Here is a 14,274-nt window from a genome sequence, read left to right as displayed (position 1 = left end):
GTCAGCTGGTGACCGTCGCTCCGGCGAGTCGGGCGCGGTACCACTGCTCGCCCCCGTCGGAGATCTCGGTGAACCAGACGATGACATACCGACCGGTGGCCGGTTCGTCGAGCGTGGCGGTGACCGATCCATCGCCGCTGAACTCGCCTGCGACCGCCAGATCGCCGAGCTCGGCGCCCTCGGTGTAGCTCGAGTCGTCGGTCACGTGGATGGTCCCGCTGGACGTGCTGGGGAGCTCGAGCGTGACCTCACCGACGTCCGCCGACTCGCCGAGGTCGAGGATCACTCCGAGGCCGATCTTGAGTCCGCTGAACTCGCTGGAGCGGTAGCCCTCGGACGCCCAGAACGTCGAGTCGTCCCCGTCGAGGATCAGATCGAGCTCCTCGGGGCGCTCGGCGCCGTCACCGAGCGGGTCGAAGTCGTTGACCGCTGCGATCTCCAGCGGGCCCGAGGGGGCTGCGGAGCCGTCGCCCCCACCGTCGCTCTCGCCGTCCTCGCCACCCTCGGCGGCGTCGTCGGTGGCACCTGCGGTCGGAGAGGCCGCCGGTGCGCCGTCGTTCGAGCCGGCGAGGGTCGGCAGCGACGGTATGCGCGAGAGACCCCACATGGCGAGCACGAGTGCGAGGACGAGGAAGCCGACGATGATGCCGATCGCCATCCGCGACTGGTCGCGGGTCAGGGGTTCGGCCGCCGACGGCGGGAGCAGCGGGATGGGGGGTTCGAGGCGGTCGCCGTCGCGGCTGTCGACTCCGCCGGCGACACCACCCGCGGCGCCGGTGCGGGCGAGAGCAGGCCGGGAGGCTGTCTTGGTGGCGCCTTGGGGACGCCCGCCGGAGGGTTCGGCGTTCGGCCCGGTATCCCGGGCCCGGTCGGCGGCGGACTGCTCGCGGCGGGCGCGCACGTCCTCGACGGCGTCACGCGCTCGCTCTCGGGTGGTCGTCGACCACTCGGAGAGCCGGCCGGACAGAGCTCGCGCGGCACTGACGGTCGCTGCTTTCGACGAGGCGAGCGCGGCGGTCGTCGCCGCGGTCATCGCGGCGACCGTGCTCGGACCCTCGGGGCTGGCGGACTGCGGCGGCTGCGTCGGGGCCCCGGGGGCAGAAGACGCGCGCGCGGCGACCTGCCTGCCGGCTCCCGGGCCTCCGGCGGAGCCGTTGGCTCCGGCCTCGCCGCCCGGCCTGCTCTGCCCGCTGTCGAGGGCCGACCCCGCTCTACCCTGTGCGCCCGCTCCGCCCTTGACGCCGGGCCCCCCCGGGCCGGCTGCCGCGGGCACGCGGCGGGCCACCGGGACGGCACCCTTGGGGCCGCCGGGACGGCCGGCCGGGCCTGCGGTCCCGCGACCAGGACCGCCGCCCTGGGCCGCACCGTTGGAGCGACCCTGACCACCACTCCCCTGAGCACCGGTGGAGGTGCCGGGTCCGGGGTCGGTGGACCGCATACCCGGTCCGGGAGGGCGGGCACCGGCCGCAGCACCGGCGAGCGCTGCCCCTCCGGCGGCGGCCGCAGCGGTGCGGACGCCCTGCCCGGGGTCTCGGCCCTCGCTGTCGGCGGCGTCCTCGCTGTCGTCGAAGCCATCCCTGCCACCGACGTCGTCGCCGTCGGTCGCATCATGGGCACCACCCGCGGCAGGAGCGGCCGCTCCCTCGGAAGCCGCGTCGCTCCCGGCGTCCGCCTCGTCGTCACCGACAGTGGCGACAGCTACGGGATCCTCGGCGGTCTCAGCGCCGTCCGCGTCCCAGTCCGGCTCGGAGGCAGACACGACCTCGGCCCGGTCGGCGGCACCCTGGTCCGAGCCGGTGTCGGTCGACATGGTTGCGGGCTCGGGTGCGTCGAGCGTCGGCAGCAGCACCGGGATGGGTGACCACGGCGCGATCTGCCGGGCGAAGTCTCCGGGGGTGATGGGACCCTGGTCGTTGGCGAACGTCAGCCGGCACAGGGCGTCGAGGTCGGCCGGGACGCCGACGGCGATCTCCGAGGGCGCCGCGACGTGCGAGGACACCCGCGGTGCCGGCGGCAGACCACCGCGGTCGCCGGGGAGCGGCCAGTGGCCGGTGAACCCGGCGTAGGCGATGGCGACGACCGCCACGGCGTCCGCCCGCGCGGCGCTCTGGTCGTCGACGTCATCGACCCCGGCGAGGGCGGCCATGGTCGCGAGTCCGCGCACCTTGACGTCCCCGTCGACGGTCCGCATCACGAGGTCGGGGGTGAGGCGCTGGTGGTGCAGGCCGCGGTGGCGGGCGAGGTCGAGCACGAGAGCGGTCTCGCCGGCGATCCGGCGCACCTCGGGAGCGGGGAGCGGTCCGGCGGACAGGAGGGTGGTGAGGCTGTGCGCGCCCTCGAGAGCCTCCTCGACGATATAGGCGAGGTCGTCGTCATGGCCGACGTCGAGGATGCGGCTGAGCCGGGAGTTGTCGAGGCCGGCGCTGCGGCGTGCTGCGTCGAGCACGGCGTCGACGTTGGGGTGCGACCGCGGCACGGTGAACAGCATCACCGCACGGTCGAGCGTCGTGTCGCGGGCGATCCAGCGCTCGGCGCCGGCGTACTGTGCGGTCCGTCGGTCGGCGGTGTAGCGCCCACCGAGGACGCTGCCTGGTCCGATTCCCTGCACAGAGTCCTCCTTGCGGCGGCCGTCCTCCTCGCGGCGGCCGTCCGTGCCATCCTAAGCGGCCGTCCCGTCAGGCGCTGGGACGTCGCCGGGTCACGGTGCGCACGACACCGATGACGAGGACCAGCCCCGCGAGAGCCCCGAGCACCCAGTAGATCCAGTCCGACGTCGGGGAGACCCGCACCGAGAACGCCGTCGGCTCGCTGAGGATCGTCCCGTCCGGCGCCCGCAGGGTCGCCGTGACGTCGACCCGGCCGGAGGCGATGGCCACCGCGTCGAAGCCGACGGTGGTCCGGCTGTCGGCCCCGACCTCGACCGGCTGGGGTCCGCTCTCGACCCGCAGGATGGGGTCCTCGACGGTGAGGTCGAGCACGGCGTTCTCGATGCCGGTGTCGAGGGAGTTCTCGACGGTCACCCGCAGCAGTCCGCTGTCGGCGAGGAACGAGATGTCGCGGGACGGGATGGTCAGTCCCTCGAACGTCTCGGAGACGGTCGTCCCGATCGGTTGGTATGCGGTGGTCCAGTCCTCCGGGGCGCCGCGCCATCGGAGGGACACGAGCTGGTCGAGGACGTCGGCTCCGCGGGTCGCGAGGTCGGACCCGTCGTCCGCCCGCACGGAGGCCGCCACGGGGAGCCGGCCGACCGTGGTCAGCAGGTTGCGGGCGCGGTCGTCGTCGAGCACGGCGGTCTCGGCCGGCGGGGTGACCTCGACGAGCGCTCCGCGGCGGCCGGCGTCGCCGAGTCCGGCCGGCTCGAGCCAGGGGACGGCGTCGACGACGGCGTCGAGGTCGCCGGCCGCTCCGGTCGACGCGCTGTCGCGTTCGAGGACGACGATCCGGTGCCGGGTCGTGCCGGGCAGCTCGTTGAGCTCGATGAGCGAGTGGGCGGTCATGGCGAGACCGGCCGTGACCGTGGAGGACTCGTCGTGCGCCGAGCCGGCCGCTCGGCTCAAGGTGGCGTCGTAGGGTGTGACGGGGATCCCCGCGGGCGAGCTGAACGGTCCGCGCGTGCTCTGCGTGAGGCTGTCCGACGAGGGCATGACCATCCACGGGGTCCCGGTGGCGGCCGCGGCGTCCTCTGCGCCGCCCGCCGCCGCCGAGCTCAGCAGCTCGGCGAAGGCAGCGTCGAGGGAGGTGCTCCAGGCGCCGGCGGCCGGCCACACGGTCGGCGCCACCTCCGCGCCCGCTCCCTCGAGGGTCTCCCTGGCGGCGGCCACGTCGAGCGGCGGGGTGAGGAGGTCGCGCACCGCCTCGGGGGTGCTGTCGTCCGTCGTGTCGTCGGCGAGGGCTCCGATGTCGGCGTCGTGCTGGGGCAGCAGCAGCACGGTGCGGCCGTCGACGCCCTCGACGAGGTCCGCCGCGAACTCGGCTCGCAGCGTGTGCTCGCGGACGCCGGGGGGAGGCTCTTCGAGGTCCTGCTCGTCCGTCCCGTCGTCGGTGGCCGTGTCCGTCGGCGGTGTGGGGGTCCCGCCCGGTGCTCCCGACACGGTGGGCGATGTGGGGGAGGGCCCGGAGGTGCCGGGCGCGGTGGTCGGCTGAGTCGTGACGGCGGGGCCCTGGGATTCGGCGCCCTGGTCCTCCTCCTCGTCGTCGGGCACCTCGGCCGGGGCCGGACCGGGCTCGAGCAGGGCGGGGTCCACGGCCCAGGCGATGCTCGGGTCGTCCGCGGCGGCCAGCACCTGTCGCAGCGTGCCGTTCTCGCCCACGAGGCTCTCCCAGGCGGCGGTCCGCTCGTCGCCGAACTCCCCGAGGAGCGCGAGGTCCAGCGGCACGGTCACCGGGACGACGAGCATGACCTGGAGCGGCTCGTACTCCTTGCGGACCTCGTAGGGCACGTACGTCCGCAGCACACCGGCCGGCTCGGAGTCGCCGGCCGTGACGACCTCGAGACTGACCGGCAGGATTCCGTATGCGTCGCTCACCCACTCCTCGACGTCGTCGATCGTGACGTCGAACGGAATGCTCTCGGCCCCGGGGTCGGTGCCGGCCGCGACCGGGGAGCTCGCGATGAGCGTGCCCCCGCTGGGCCCGGGAGCGGTGAGCCAGGCGTCGACCTCCTCGCTCGTGCGGGGGATCTGCCCGCCCAGCCGGACCTCCACCGTGGCCACCGGAGGCTCACTCGCCGGCGGGTCGGCGGAGGTCGAGCCGGGCGTGGTCGGGCTCGGGCTGGTCGGCGGGGTGGCCGCGTCCGAAGGTTCGCCGGGAGCCTCGGACAGGTCGAGACCGAGCCGGGCCACGTCGAGCGTTCCGGAGACGGTCACCGGCCGGCCGGGGGTCGCGACGAGCGGATCGACCCCGGTCAGGCCGACCCCGGAGGTCTGCTCTTCGTCGGCTGCCGGGAGCGCGGAGGACGCGGGAGCGGAGATGGCGAGGGGCGCGGAGGCAGGGTGGGACGCGGACGCGCCGTAGGAAGCGGAGGCGGACGGAAACCCGGAGACGAGGACGGCGAGGAGAAGCAGCAGCGTGAGCGCGAGCGCGAGCGGCGTCGCCGCCGCCCGGGCTCGGGCCACTACGGCTCTCCCGCGAGTCGCATCCACGCGATCCGGGCGATCCGGCGCTCGTTGGGGAAGGTGAGGTGACGGTGGGCCTCGCGGAGTGGGAACCAGGCGACGTCGATGGCCTCGTGGTCGGGGTCGTTCTCGATCGTCAGCGTCCCCCCGGTCGCCTCGAGCAGGTAGTGGTGGACGAACTTGTGGACCCGCTTGTCGGGGGTCGCGAACCAGTAGTCGATGGTGCCGAGCTCGATGAGCACCCGGCCCTCGATCCCGGTCTCCTCGGCGATCTCGCGCTCGGCGGTCTCGGGGAGGGTCTCGTCGCCCTCGATGTGCCCTTTCGGCAGGCACCACTCGATCCGCCCCGCGCGGTTGCGGCGGGCGATCACCGCGATGCGCGCCTCACCGCCGTGGATGTCGACGACGATGCCTCCCGCGGAGCGCTCTTCGACCGCAGGCAGCCGACTCGTCATCGACAGGCGGGGCGGCGTCGGGCGGGGGCTGCGCCGGTCGCGTGCGCGGGCCGGTGGCTCGTCCCCCTTCGACGCTGCGACCTCGCTCATCCGTTCACTGTAACCCGGTGCCGAACGCATACCCTTGGATGTCGTGCCTGCCCCCACCGAGCCCTCCGTCCCGCCGCGTGCACCTCTGCGCGACGAGCAGGTCCGCGCCCTACGCGAGCGGGCGGTCGCTCAGCTCGCGCCCGTGATCCCGCTGCTGCGCGACCTCGGCGGCCGCTTCACCGAGGCGGGTCACGAGATCGCCCTCGTGGGCGGACCGGTGCGGGACGCCTTCCTCGGGCGCGGTTCTCCCGACTTGGATTTCACGACGAGTGCGTTGCCGGACGACACGGCGGCGATCCTGCGTGAGTGGGGTGAGGCCTGGTGGGACATCGGCAAGGAGTTCGGCACGATCGGTGCCCGGCACGGCCCGGTGACGGTGGAGGTGACCACCTATCGGGCCGACGCCTACGACGGCCTGACCCGCAAGCCGGTCGTCGCCTTCGGGGACAACCTCACCGACGATCTGCTGCGCCGTGACTTCACGGTCAACGCCATGGCGCTGCGGCTGCCCGACCTGAGCTTCGCCGACCCCCACGGCGGACTCGTCGACCTCGGCGCTCGCGTCCTCGACACGCCCACCGCACCGGAGGTCTCCTTCGGTGACGACCCCCTCCGCATGATGCGCGGAGCGCGCTTCGCCGCCCAGCTCGGCTTCCGGCTCTCCGAGCGCGTGACGGCTGCGATGCGGGACCGGGCCGAGACGATCGACATCGTCTCCGCCGAGCGCGTCCGCGACGAGATCGTCAAGCTCGTCCTCGCCGACCGACCCCGCGCCGGACTGGAGGTTCTCGTCGAGAGCGGGCTCGCCGCATACGTCCTGCCCGAGCTGCCCGCACTCAAGCTGGAGATCGACGAGCACCATCGCCACAAGGACGTCTACGAGCACTCGCTCATCGTCCTCGAGCAGGCGATGGCGCTCGAGGGTCCGCCCGGTGCGCCGGAGGACCAGGTGCCGGGTCCCGACCTCGTGCTGCGCCTCGCGGCGCTCCTGCACGACATCGGCAAGCCGGCCACCCGGCGCCTCGAGCCCGGTGGCGGGGTGAGCTTCCACCACCACGAGGTCGTCGGCGCCAAGCTGACCCGCGCGAGGATGCGGGCGCTGCGCTTCGACAAGGAGACGACCAAGGCCGTCTCGCGTCTGGTCGAGCTGCACCTGCGCTTCCACGGCTACGGGACCGGCCAGTGGACCGACTCGGCCGTGCGCCGCTACGTGACCGACGCCGGACCGCTCCTGCCCCGGCTGCACCGGCTCACCCGAGCCGACTCCACGACCCGCAACGCCCGCAAGGCCCAGCGGCTGGCGCGCACCTATGACGACCTCGAGCGGCGGATCGCGGTGCTCCTCGAACAGGAGGAGCTCAAGGCGGTCCGGCCCGAGCTCGACGGCAACGAGATCGCCGCCGTGCTGGGGATCGAGCCCGGCCCTGTGCTCGGCAAGGCGTACAAGTACCTGCTCGCCGTACGGTTGGACGAAGGACCGATCGGTCCGGCCGCCGCGCGCGAGCGTCTGCTCGCGTGGTGGGCCGAGCAGCCGAAGTCGGTGCAGGAGCAGCAGCCGGGCAGGGAACGACAGCGGAGCCGATGAGCGGAAGGGTGCGTGACGAGAGAGTATGAGTGTGGCGGGGACGACGGTGGAGGTCGGCGCGAGGACGGCCGTCGGTCGCGTGCGTGAGCACAACGAGGACGCCTACCTCGTGCGCGACCGGGTCTTCGCCGTCGCCGACGGGATGGGCGGGCACGCCGCGGGTGAGGTGGCCAGTGCCTTGGCCATCGAGGCGATGGACCGCCTGTCCGAGCACGACCCGATCACCCCCGAGCTCGTCGTCGCAGCCGTCTCGGACGCCAACGCGAGCATCATCGAGGCCGGTCTGGCCGAGCGCCGCCGGCGGGGGATGGGCACGACGCTCACCGGCGTGGCGCTGATCGGCCCGGCGAGTGCTCGCCGCTGGCTCGTGTTCAACCTCGGCGACTCCCGGGTGTACCGCTTCGCGGATGGACGCCTCGACCAGCTGACGGTCGACCACTCCGAGGTCCAGGAGCTCGTCGACGCGGGGTACATCACCCGGACCGAGGCCGCGATCCACCCGGCCCGCAACATCATCACGAGGTCCCTCGGTCTCGAGCTCGACCCCGAACCGGACGTCTGGGATCGCGACCCGTCGGGCGAGGAGACCTTCCTCGTCTGCTCGGACGGGTTGACCGGCGAGCTCCGCGACGCCGAGATCGCCCGGATCCTCGCCGACGCACCCAGCGCCCAGGCGGCGGCCGACCTGCTCTGCGCCGCCGCCGAGGACGCCGGCGGGCGGGACAACATCACCGTCGTCGTCGTGCGAGCGGTGACCGCCGGCGACTGACGCGCCGGCTCCCGCGGCGCTCAGCGGGTGTCGATCACCGCGAGGATCTCGCCCTCCTGGACCACGTCCCCCGGCTCGACCTTGACCTCGACGACGGTTCCGTCGACCTCGCTGAGAACGGGGATCTCCATCTTCATCGACTCCTCGAGGACGATCTCGTCACCGACCGAGACGGTGTCGCCCACGCCGACACTGACGTTGAGGACGTTGGCGACCAGCTCGGACAGGACGTGGACGTGACCCATGACACAGCAGCCTAGCGAGCGCGGCCCGGGTGGGATGTCGGGTGCCGGGTCGCGGAACGCAGCGCGCCCCCGTCGTCGGGCGACGGGGGCGCGGAGCGGCCGGGGCGATGGAGTATGCGGTGGTCGCGTCAGCGGATCTCGTCGCCGCGGATGAAGGCCTCGAGCCGAGACCGGCCCTCGGTGTCCTCGCGCTGCTCGGGCGGGGACTTCATGAGGTAGGACGAGGCGGACAGCAGGGCGCCGCCGACTCCGCGGTCCTTGGCGATCTTCGCGGCGCGGATGGCGTCGATGATGATGCCGGCCGAGTTGGGCGAGTCCCAGACCTCGAGCTTGTACTCGAGGTTGAGCGGGACGTCGCCGAACGCGCGACCCTCGAGGCGGACGTAGGCCCACTTGCGGTCGTCGAGCCACGCGACGTAGTCCGAGGGACCGATGTGGACGTTGCGGTCGTCGATCTTGCCGGCGAGCGGACCGTCGAGGTTGGAGGTGACGGCCTGGGTCTTGCTGACCTTCTTGGACTCCAGACGCTCACGCTCGAGCATGTTCTTGAAGTCCATGTTGCCGCCGACGTTGAGCTGGTAGGTCCGATCGAGCACGACCCCGCGGTCCTCGAACAGCTTGGCCATGACGCGGTGGGTGATCGTCGCGCCGACCTGGCTCTTGATGTCGTCGCCGATGATCGGGACGCCGGCCTCCTCGAACTTCGCGGCCCACTCGGGGTCGCTGGCGATGAAGACCGGGAGGGCGTTGACGAAGGCGACGCCGGCGTCGATCGCGCACTGCGCGTAGAACTTGTCGGCCTCCTCGGAGCCCACCGGCAGATAGGACACGAGGACGTCGACCTCGGCGTCCTTGAGGGCCTGCACGACGTCGACCGGCTCGGCGGCGGACTCCTCGATGGTCATCCGGTAGTACTTGCCCAGGCCGTCGAGCGTCGGGCCGCGCTGGACGGTGACGCCGCTGGTCGGGACATCGCAGATCTTGATCGTGTTGTTCTCGCTGCTGTTGATCGCCTCGGCGAGGTCCTTGCCGACCTTGGTGTCGTCGACGTCGAACGCGGCGACGAACTCCACGTCACTGACGTGGTAGTCGCCGAAGCGGACGTGCATCAGGCCGGGCACGTTGCCCTGAGGGTCGGCGTCCTTGTAGTACTCCACCCCCTGGACGAGGCTGCTCGCGCAGTTGCCGACACCGACGATCGCGACTCGGATGGAACCCATCGGAACTCCTTGATGAGGGGGGTGACGCACCCACGGTTTGATGTGACAAATGCCTGCCTATGTCACTAATGGCTCGCGTCAGCATACGCCCAACCCCGATGGGCACGCACGACGGGCATCGGTCGTTAGGCCCATACTGGAACCAGAGGGCCCACAGCACGGGCCCGCACGCCCGCCCGCACTCCGTCGTCGGAAGAAGTATCCAGATCTTATGAGCGCCCGATCCAGTCGCTCCGCCGCGTCCGCCTCCCGGACCCCGAAGAACTCGGCCAAGAGCTCTCCGAGCAGTCGCGCCGACGCCCGCGCCGACCGTCGGAAGAAGCGGCCCCGCTGGGGCCGCGCGATCCTCATCACCATCCTGTCGCTCGGCGTCCTCGGCCTGGTCGGCCTGGGGATGGCGTATGCGATGACGGACATCCCCGAACCCAACGACGCGGCCCTGGCCGAGGCCTCGGTCATCTACTACGCCGACGGCGAGACCGAGCTGGACCGACTCTCGGAGATCAACCGCGACTCGGTGTCCATCGACGAGGTGCCGGAGCACGTGCGCAACGCCGTGCTCGCCGCCGAGGACCGCACCTTCTACGAGAACGACGGCATCTCGGTCCGGGGACTCGGCCGGGCCGTCGTGGGACTCGTCACAGGCGACTCGACGTCCGGCGGTGGCTCGACGATCACCCAGCAGTACGTCCGCAACTACTTCCTCACCCAGGAGCGTTCCTACGTCCGCAAGGCCAAGGAGATCCTCATCTCGGTGAAGATCGACGGCGAGCTGAGCAAGGACGAGATCCTCGAGAACTACCTCAACACCATCTACTTCGGCCGTGGTGCCTCCGGCATCCAGACCGCGAGCCAGGCCTACTTCGGCAAGGACGTCAGCGAGCTCACCGTCGAGGAGGGAGCCCTCCTGGCGGCCATCATCCAGCAGCCGTCCTACCTCGACCCGGCCGTGGGCACCGAGAACGCCGCGGCCGCGAAGGTCCGCTGGGACTACGTGATGGACGGCATGGTGTCGCAGGGCTGGCTGGACGAGGCCGACCGTGCGGCGGCCGACTTCCCCACCGTGGCCCCGAGCGAGCAGTACCGCGGTGCCCCGGGTCCGCTCGGCTACATCACCGACGAGGTCAAGCGGGAGCTCACCGGCTCGCTCGGACTGACCGACGCCCAGATCGAGACCGGCGGCCTGCGCATCGTCACGACGATCGAGAAGCAGCAGCAGGACGCCATCGTCGCCGCCGTCGACGAGTGGATGCCCACCGGCGAGGGCACCGAGAACCTCCAGGTGGGCGCGATGTCCGTCGTTCCCGGTGACGGCGCCATCACGATGATGTACGGCGGTCGCGACTTCCAGGAGCGCCAGTTCAACAACGCCACCCAGGCCACCATGCAGGCCGGCTCGACGTGGAAGCCGTTCACCCTCATGGGGGCTCTCGAGGAGGGCATCTCGACCCGGTCGACGTTCAACGGCAACTCGCCCGCGTTCTTCGAGGAGTTCGAGTCGGTCGGCAACGAGGAGGGCCGGGTCAAGAACTTCGGCGACGTCTCGTACGGCCGGGTCGACCTGCGTCAGGCCACCGAGAACTCGGTGAACACCGCCTACGCCGAGCTCAACCTCGAGATCGGGCCGGAGAAGACCACCGAGTCCGCCGTCAAGGCCGGCGTCCCCGAGGAGGGTCTGGAGAACAACCCCGCGAACGTGCTCGGAACGGCCACCGTCCGGGTGGCCGACATGGCCAAGGCCTATGCGACGTTCGCCGCCGAGGGCGAGCGCTCCGACACCTATCTCATCCGGTCGATCACGTCGACGGTCGAGGGGAGCGACATCGACTACGAGGCCCAACCCCGGGCCGAGCGCGCCTTCGACGCCGACCAGGTCAGCGACCTCATCGACGCCATGACCCGCGTCACCGAGTCGGGCTCCGGCCGGTACGCCGGCGAGAACCTCGACCGTCCCTCGGCGGGCAAGACCGGAACCTCGGAGAGCTTCCGCTCGGCGTGGTTCAACGGCTTCGTGCCCCAGTTGGAGACGGCGGTCGGCATGTTCCAGGACGAGAACGGCACTCCGGTCGCGATGACGGACATCCCCGGCTACGAGGGCGGCATCACCGGCGGCACGATCCCGGTCCGGATCTGGACCGACTACATGGTGGCCGCGCTCGACGGCACCGAGGTCATCCCCTTCCCGGAGCCGGCGGACACCGGCGAGAGCAACGTGCCGACCCGCACCCAGGCACCACCCCCGCCGCCCCCGGCGACGACCCAGGAGCCTCAGCCGGAGCCGACGACCGAGACGCCCACCGAGGAGCCGACGACCGAGACGCCCACCGAGGAGCCCGAGCCGACCCAGACGCCCGAGCCCACGCAGGAGCCGCAACCGACCCCGACGCCCCCGGCCCCCACACCCACCGAGACCGGCGGACCCCCTGACGGCAGTGGCGGAGGCGGAGGGAACCCGCCCGGCGGCGGTCGTCCCGGCGGCGGTTCCGGCGGCGGCGGCGGCGGTGGTGACTCCGGCGACGGCTGATGAGCCAGACCCCCTGGCGCGTCATCGGCGGCCCGCCCGGCGCGCATACCGCACCGCAGGTCACCTCGGCCGCAGGCTGGGCCCGGCTGGCCGTCCTCCTCTCGGCGCTGCCGGTCCTCGCCGCGCTCGCGCTGAGGGGCTGGTGCCTCAACAACGGATGGGGCGGTCAGGCGCCGCTCTGGCGGGCCTGCTACTCCGACCTGCCGTCCGCGCTGACCGCGCTGCGCGGCGGCGGTGAGGTCTCCGAGCCGGTCGTCACCGCCCTCGCCCTCCGGCTCGTCGCGGCCCCCGTGCGGGCGGCTGAGGCGTCGGCCCAGAGCAGCTATGTCCTGCTCTGGGCTCTCGTGAGCCTCGTCCTCCTGGCCGTGGTCGCGGTGGCGACCGCCGCATACCGGCTCGACGACCCGTCCCGCGCCCTGCTCGTCGTGCTCTGCCCGGTCGTGCCGCTCACCCTGCTCCTGTCGGCCGAGATCGTCGGCGTCACCCTCGCCGTCCTTGCGCTGCTCGCCTGGCGACGCCGGCTCGACGCCGCGGCGGGGCTGCTGCTGGCGTTCGCGGTGTTCTCCCGGTCCTACGCCCTCATCCTCGTCGTCGTCCTGCTCGCCGTCGCCGCGAGGTCCGGCCGGAGCCCCCGGGCGATGCTTCTCGGACTCGGGGCCGGTGGGGCGGCGATCGTCGGGGGAGCCGCACTGCTCGGTGAGCTCGACCGGATCACCGGACCGGTGCAGGCGTGGTGGGACGCGGTGCCGTCGTACGGGTCGATCTGGCTGCTGCCGTCACTGGCCGGCCAGCCGCTGCCGACGTGGTTGACGCCGTGGCTCGTCCTCGCCGGCTGGGCCGTGGCCGCCGCCCTCGTGCTCTGGCACGTCGCCACCGCTCGGCGCACGCCGGCGACGGCGGACCTCGCCCTGCTCGGCGTGGCCGCCGTGCTCGTGACCGGCTCCGCCGTGCCGGTGCAGGCCTCGCTCTGGCTCGTGCCGCTCGTCGCGCTGAGCTCGCTGCCGTGGCGCGACATGCTCGTCTGGGCCGCCGCCGAGGTCGTCTACTACCCGATGGTGTGGCTCTACCTCGGCGGGCTGCAGGAGCCCGACCGCGGACTCCCCGCCGGGTGGTACGCCTTCTTCCTCCTGCTGCGCCTCGCCGCCATCGGCTACCTGATGTGGCGCGTCGTCGACCTCTCCGCCGCCGAGCCGGACATCGATGTTTCTGGCGAGCCGGGTGGTGACCTCACGTTTCTCTCCCCAAGCGGGAAACTCGACGTTCACCACGGTAATGAAGCGTCGTCAAGGCACCCTTTCTCTCCCCAACCGGGAAACGTCGACGATCCCGACTACCCGGGCCGCTCGGCACCTGCGGGCGAAGCCCACGACCACGACTCCCGGCCATCGGCGGGATGAGGCGGGCGGTCGTGGTCGCGGCGGTGTTGACCGCGGTGCTCGGCGGCCTCGTCGGCGCGGCGTGGTTCGGGCAGCGTCACCTCGTCTACGTCCCCGACCGCAGCGATCCGGGCACCGTGAGCCGGGCCGCACCGGGTGTCCACGGGGAGGACGTCCGGCTGGAGACGGCCGACGGTCTCGAGCTCGACGCCTGGCTGATCCGTCCGACGGGCGCCGACCGTGACGTCGCGGTCCTCTACCTGCCCGGCAACGGCGGCAACCGCGCCGGTCGGCTCGATGTCGGTCGTGCGCTCGCGGCCGAAGGCCTGACGGTGCTGCTGCTCGACTACCGCGGGTTCGGCGGCAACCCTGGAGTGCCGGGCGAGGACGGACTCGTGGCGGACGCGCAGGCGGGTGCCGCATACCTCCGCTCGGTGGGGTTCGCGCCGGAGCGGACGCTCTATGTCGGCGAGTCGATCGGCACAGGGGTGACCGCGCGCCTCGCCGTGAGCGACCCGCCGGCCGGCATCGTGCTCCGCTCGCCGTTCACCTCGCTCGTGGATGTCGGCTCGGCGCACTATCCGCGGGTGCTCGTCGAGCGGATCCTGCGCGACCGGTTCGAGTCGGCGCGTCACCTCGCCGACTCGACCGTGCCGGTCGTGGTCCTGTCCGGCGATGCCGACGACATCGTCCCGGCCGAGTCGTCGGCAGCGCTCGCCCGCTCGGTGGGCACCCTGCATCGCGAGGTCGTCCTCCCGGGCGTGGGCCACAACGACGCGGTGTGGTTCGGGCCGTTCCTCGCCGAGCAGGTCGCGGCGCTGGCCGACGACGTGATCGAGTGAGTGTGCCCTGCGTCATTGACCGCTGCCACGGGGTGCGGGACGGTGGAGGTCAGG

10 protein-coding genes are annotated in these 14,274 nt (G+C 72.4%); 5 read left to right on the top strand and 5 right to left on the bottom strand.

What is annotated here, in order from left to right; all coding sequences use genetic code 11:
- Position 1 precedes the first annotated feature (1 nt).
- The 3 genes from GA707_RS06270 to GA707_RS06260 all read right to left on the bottom strand — a co-directional run bounded on the left by GA707_RS06270 (position 2) and on the right by GA707_RS06260 (position 5,569).
- Positions 2–2,608, bottom strand: coding sequence for a hypothetical protein (locus tag GA707_RS06270; RefSeq protein ID WP_152177535.1), 2,607 nt, complete (start codon positions 2,606–2,608; stop codon positions 2–4).
- Between the two features lie 67 nt (positions 2,609–2,675).
- Positions 2,676–5,114, bottom strand: coding sequence for a DUF6049 family protein (locus tag GA707_RS06265; RefSeq protein WP_152177534.1), 2,439 nt, complete (start codon positions 5,112–5,114; stop codon positions 2,676–2,678).
- Positions 5,114–5,569 carry an NUDIX hydrolase gene (locus GA707_RS06260; RefSeq protein ID WP_193315225.1) on the bottom strand — a complete coding sequence of 152 codons (456 nt, stop codon included), beginning with the start codon at positions 5,567–5,569 and terminating at the stop codon, positions 5,114–5,116. Before GA707_RS06260 ends, GA707_RS06265 begins: the two co-directional genes overlap by 1 nt.
- A gap of 133 nt (positions 5,570–5,702) precedes the next feature.
- Between GA707_RS06260 and GA707_RS06255 the strand changes: the two genes are divergently transcribed.
- Positions 5,703–7,244 carry a CCA tRNA nucleotidyltransferase gene (locus GA707_RS06255; RefSeq protein WP_152177532.1) on the top strand — a complete coding sequence of 514 codons (1,542 nt, stop codon included), beginning with the start codon at positions 5,703–5,705 and terminating at the stop codon, positions 7,242–7,244.
- A 25-nt stretch (positions 7,245–7,269) separates the two neighbouring features.
- Positions 7,270–8,013: a PP2C family serine/threonine-protein phosphatase gene (locus GA707_RS06250; protein WP_152177531.1), complete on the top strand. Its 744-nt coding sequence runs from the start codon at positions 7,270–7,272 to the stop codon at positions 8,011–8,013.
- Positions 8,014–8,033: 20 nt separating this feature from the next.
- On the opposite strand, the gene GA707_RS06245 is transcribed toward GA707_RS06250, so the two are convergent.
- Both GA707_RS06245 and GA707_RS06240 read right to left on the bottom strand, forming a co-directional pair.
- Entirely contained in the window at positions 8,034–8,258 is a 225-nt protein-coding gene (locus tag GA707_RS06245; protein WP_152177530.1) for a biotin/lipoyl-binding carrier protein, read from the bottom strand.
- A gap of 128 nt (positions 8,259–8,386) precedes the next feature.
- On the bottom strand, positions 8,387–9,478 hold the full coding sequence (locus tag GA707_RS06240; RefSeq protein WP_152177529.1) for an inositol-3-phosphate synthase: 1,092 nt from the start codon (positions 9,476–9,478) through the stop codon (positions 8,387–8,389).
- Positions 9,479–9,689: 211 nt separating this feature from the next.
- Between GA707_RS06240 and GA707_RS06235 the strand changes: the two genes are divergently transcribed.
- From GA707_RS06235 to GA707_RS06225, 3 genes are read left to right on the top strand one after another with little or no spacing between them, the layout of a single operon-like run.
- On the top strand, positions 9,690–12,002 hold the full coding sequence (locus GA707_RS06235; protein ID WP_152177528.1) for a transglycosylase domain-containing protein: 2,313 nt from the start codon (positions 9,690–9,692) through the stop codon (positions 12,000–12,002).
- Positions 12,002–13,399, top strand: coding sequence for a hypothetical protein (locus GA707_RS06230; protein ID WP_152177527.1), 1,398 nt, complete (start codon positions 12,002–12,004; stop codon positions 13,397–13,399). Before GA707_RS06235 ends, GA707_RS06230 begins: the two co-directional genes overlap by 1 nt.
- Entirely contained in the window at positions 13,396–14,220 is an 825-nt protein-coding gene (locus GA707_RS06225; RefSeq protein ID WP_152177526.1) for an alpha/beta hydrolase, read from the top strand. Before GA707_RS06230 ends, GA707_RS06225 begins: the two co-directional genes overlap by 4 nt.
- The last annotated feature ends 54 nt before the right edge of the window (positions 14,221–14,274 follow it).

This window comes from Nostocoides sp. F2B08 (genome assembly GCF_009184895.1).
Taxonomy (GTDB): Bacteria; Actinomycetota; Actinomycetes; order Actinomycetales; family Dermatophilaceae; genus F2B08.
This window is presented reverse-complemented; position numbering and strand designations above follow the sequence as displayed.

Coding starts and splice junctions, on each gene's coding strand:
- GA707_RS06240 (WP_152177529.1), bottom strand. CDS start 9,478: ATGGGTTCCATCCGAGTCGCGATCGTCGGTGTCGGCAACTGCGCGAGC.
- GA707_RS06245 (WP_152177530.1), bottom strand. CDS start 8,258: ATGGGTCACGTCCACGTCCTGTCCGAGCTGGTCGCCAACGTCCTCAAC.
- GA707_RS06225 (WP_152177526.1), top strand. CDS start 13,396: ATGAGGCGGGCGGTCGTGGTCGCGGCGGTGTTGACCGCGGTGCTCGGC.
- GA707_RS06230 (WP_152177527.1), top strand. CDS start 12,002: ATGAGCCAGACCCCCTGGCGCGTCATCGGCGGCCCGCCCGGCGCGCAT.
- GA707_RS06260 (WP_193315225.1), bottom strand. CDS start 5,569: ATGACGAGTCGGCTGCCTGCGGTCGAAGAGCGCTCCGCGGGAGGCATC.
- GA707_RS06235 (WP_152177528.1), top strand. CDS start 9,690: ATGAGCGCCCGATCCAGTCGCTCCGCCGCGTCCGCCTCCCGGACCCCG.
- GA707_RS06250 (WP_152177531.1), top strand. CDS start 7,270: ATGAGTGTGGCGGGGACGACGGTGGAGGTCGGCGCGAGGACGGCCGTC.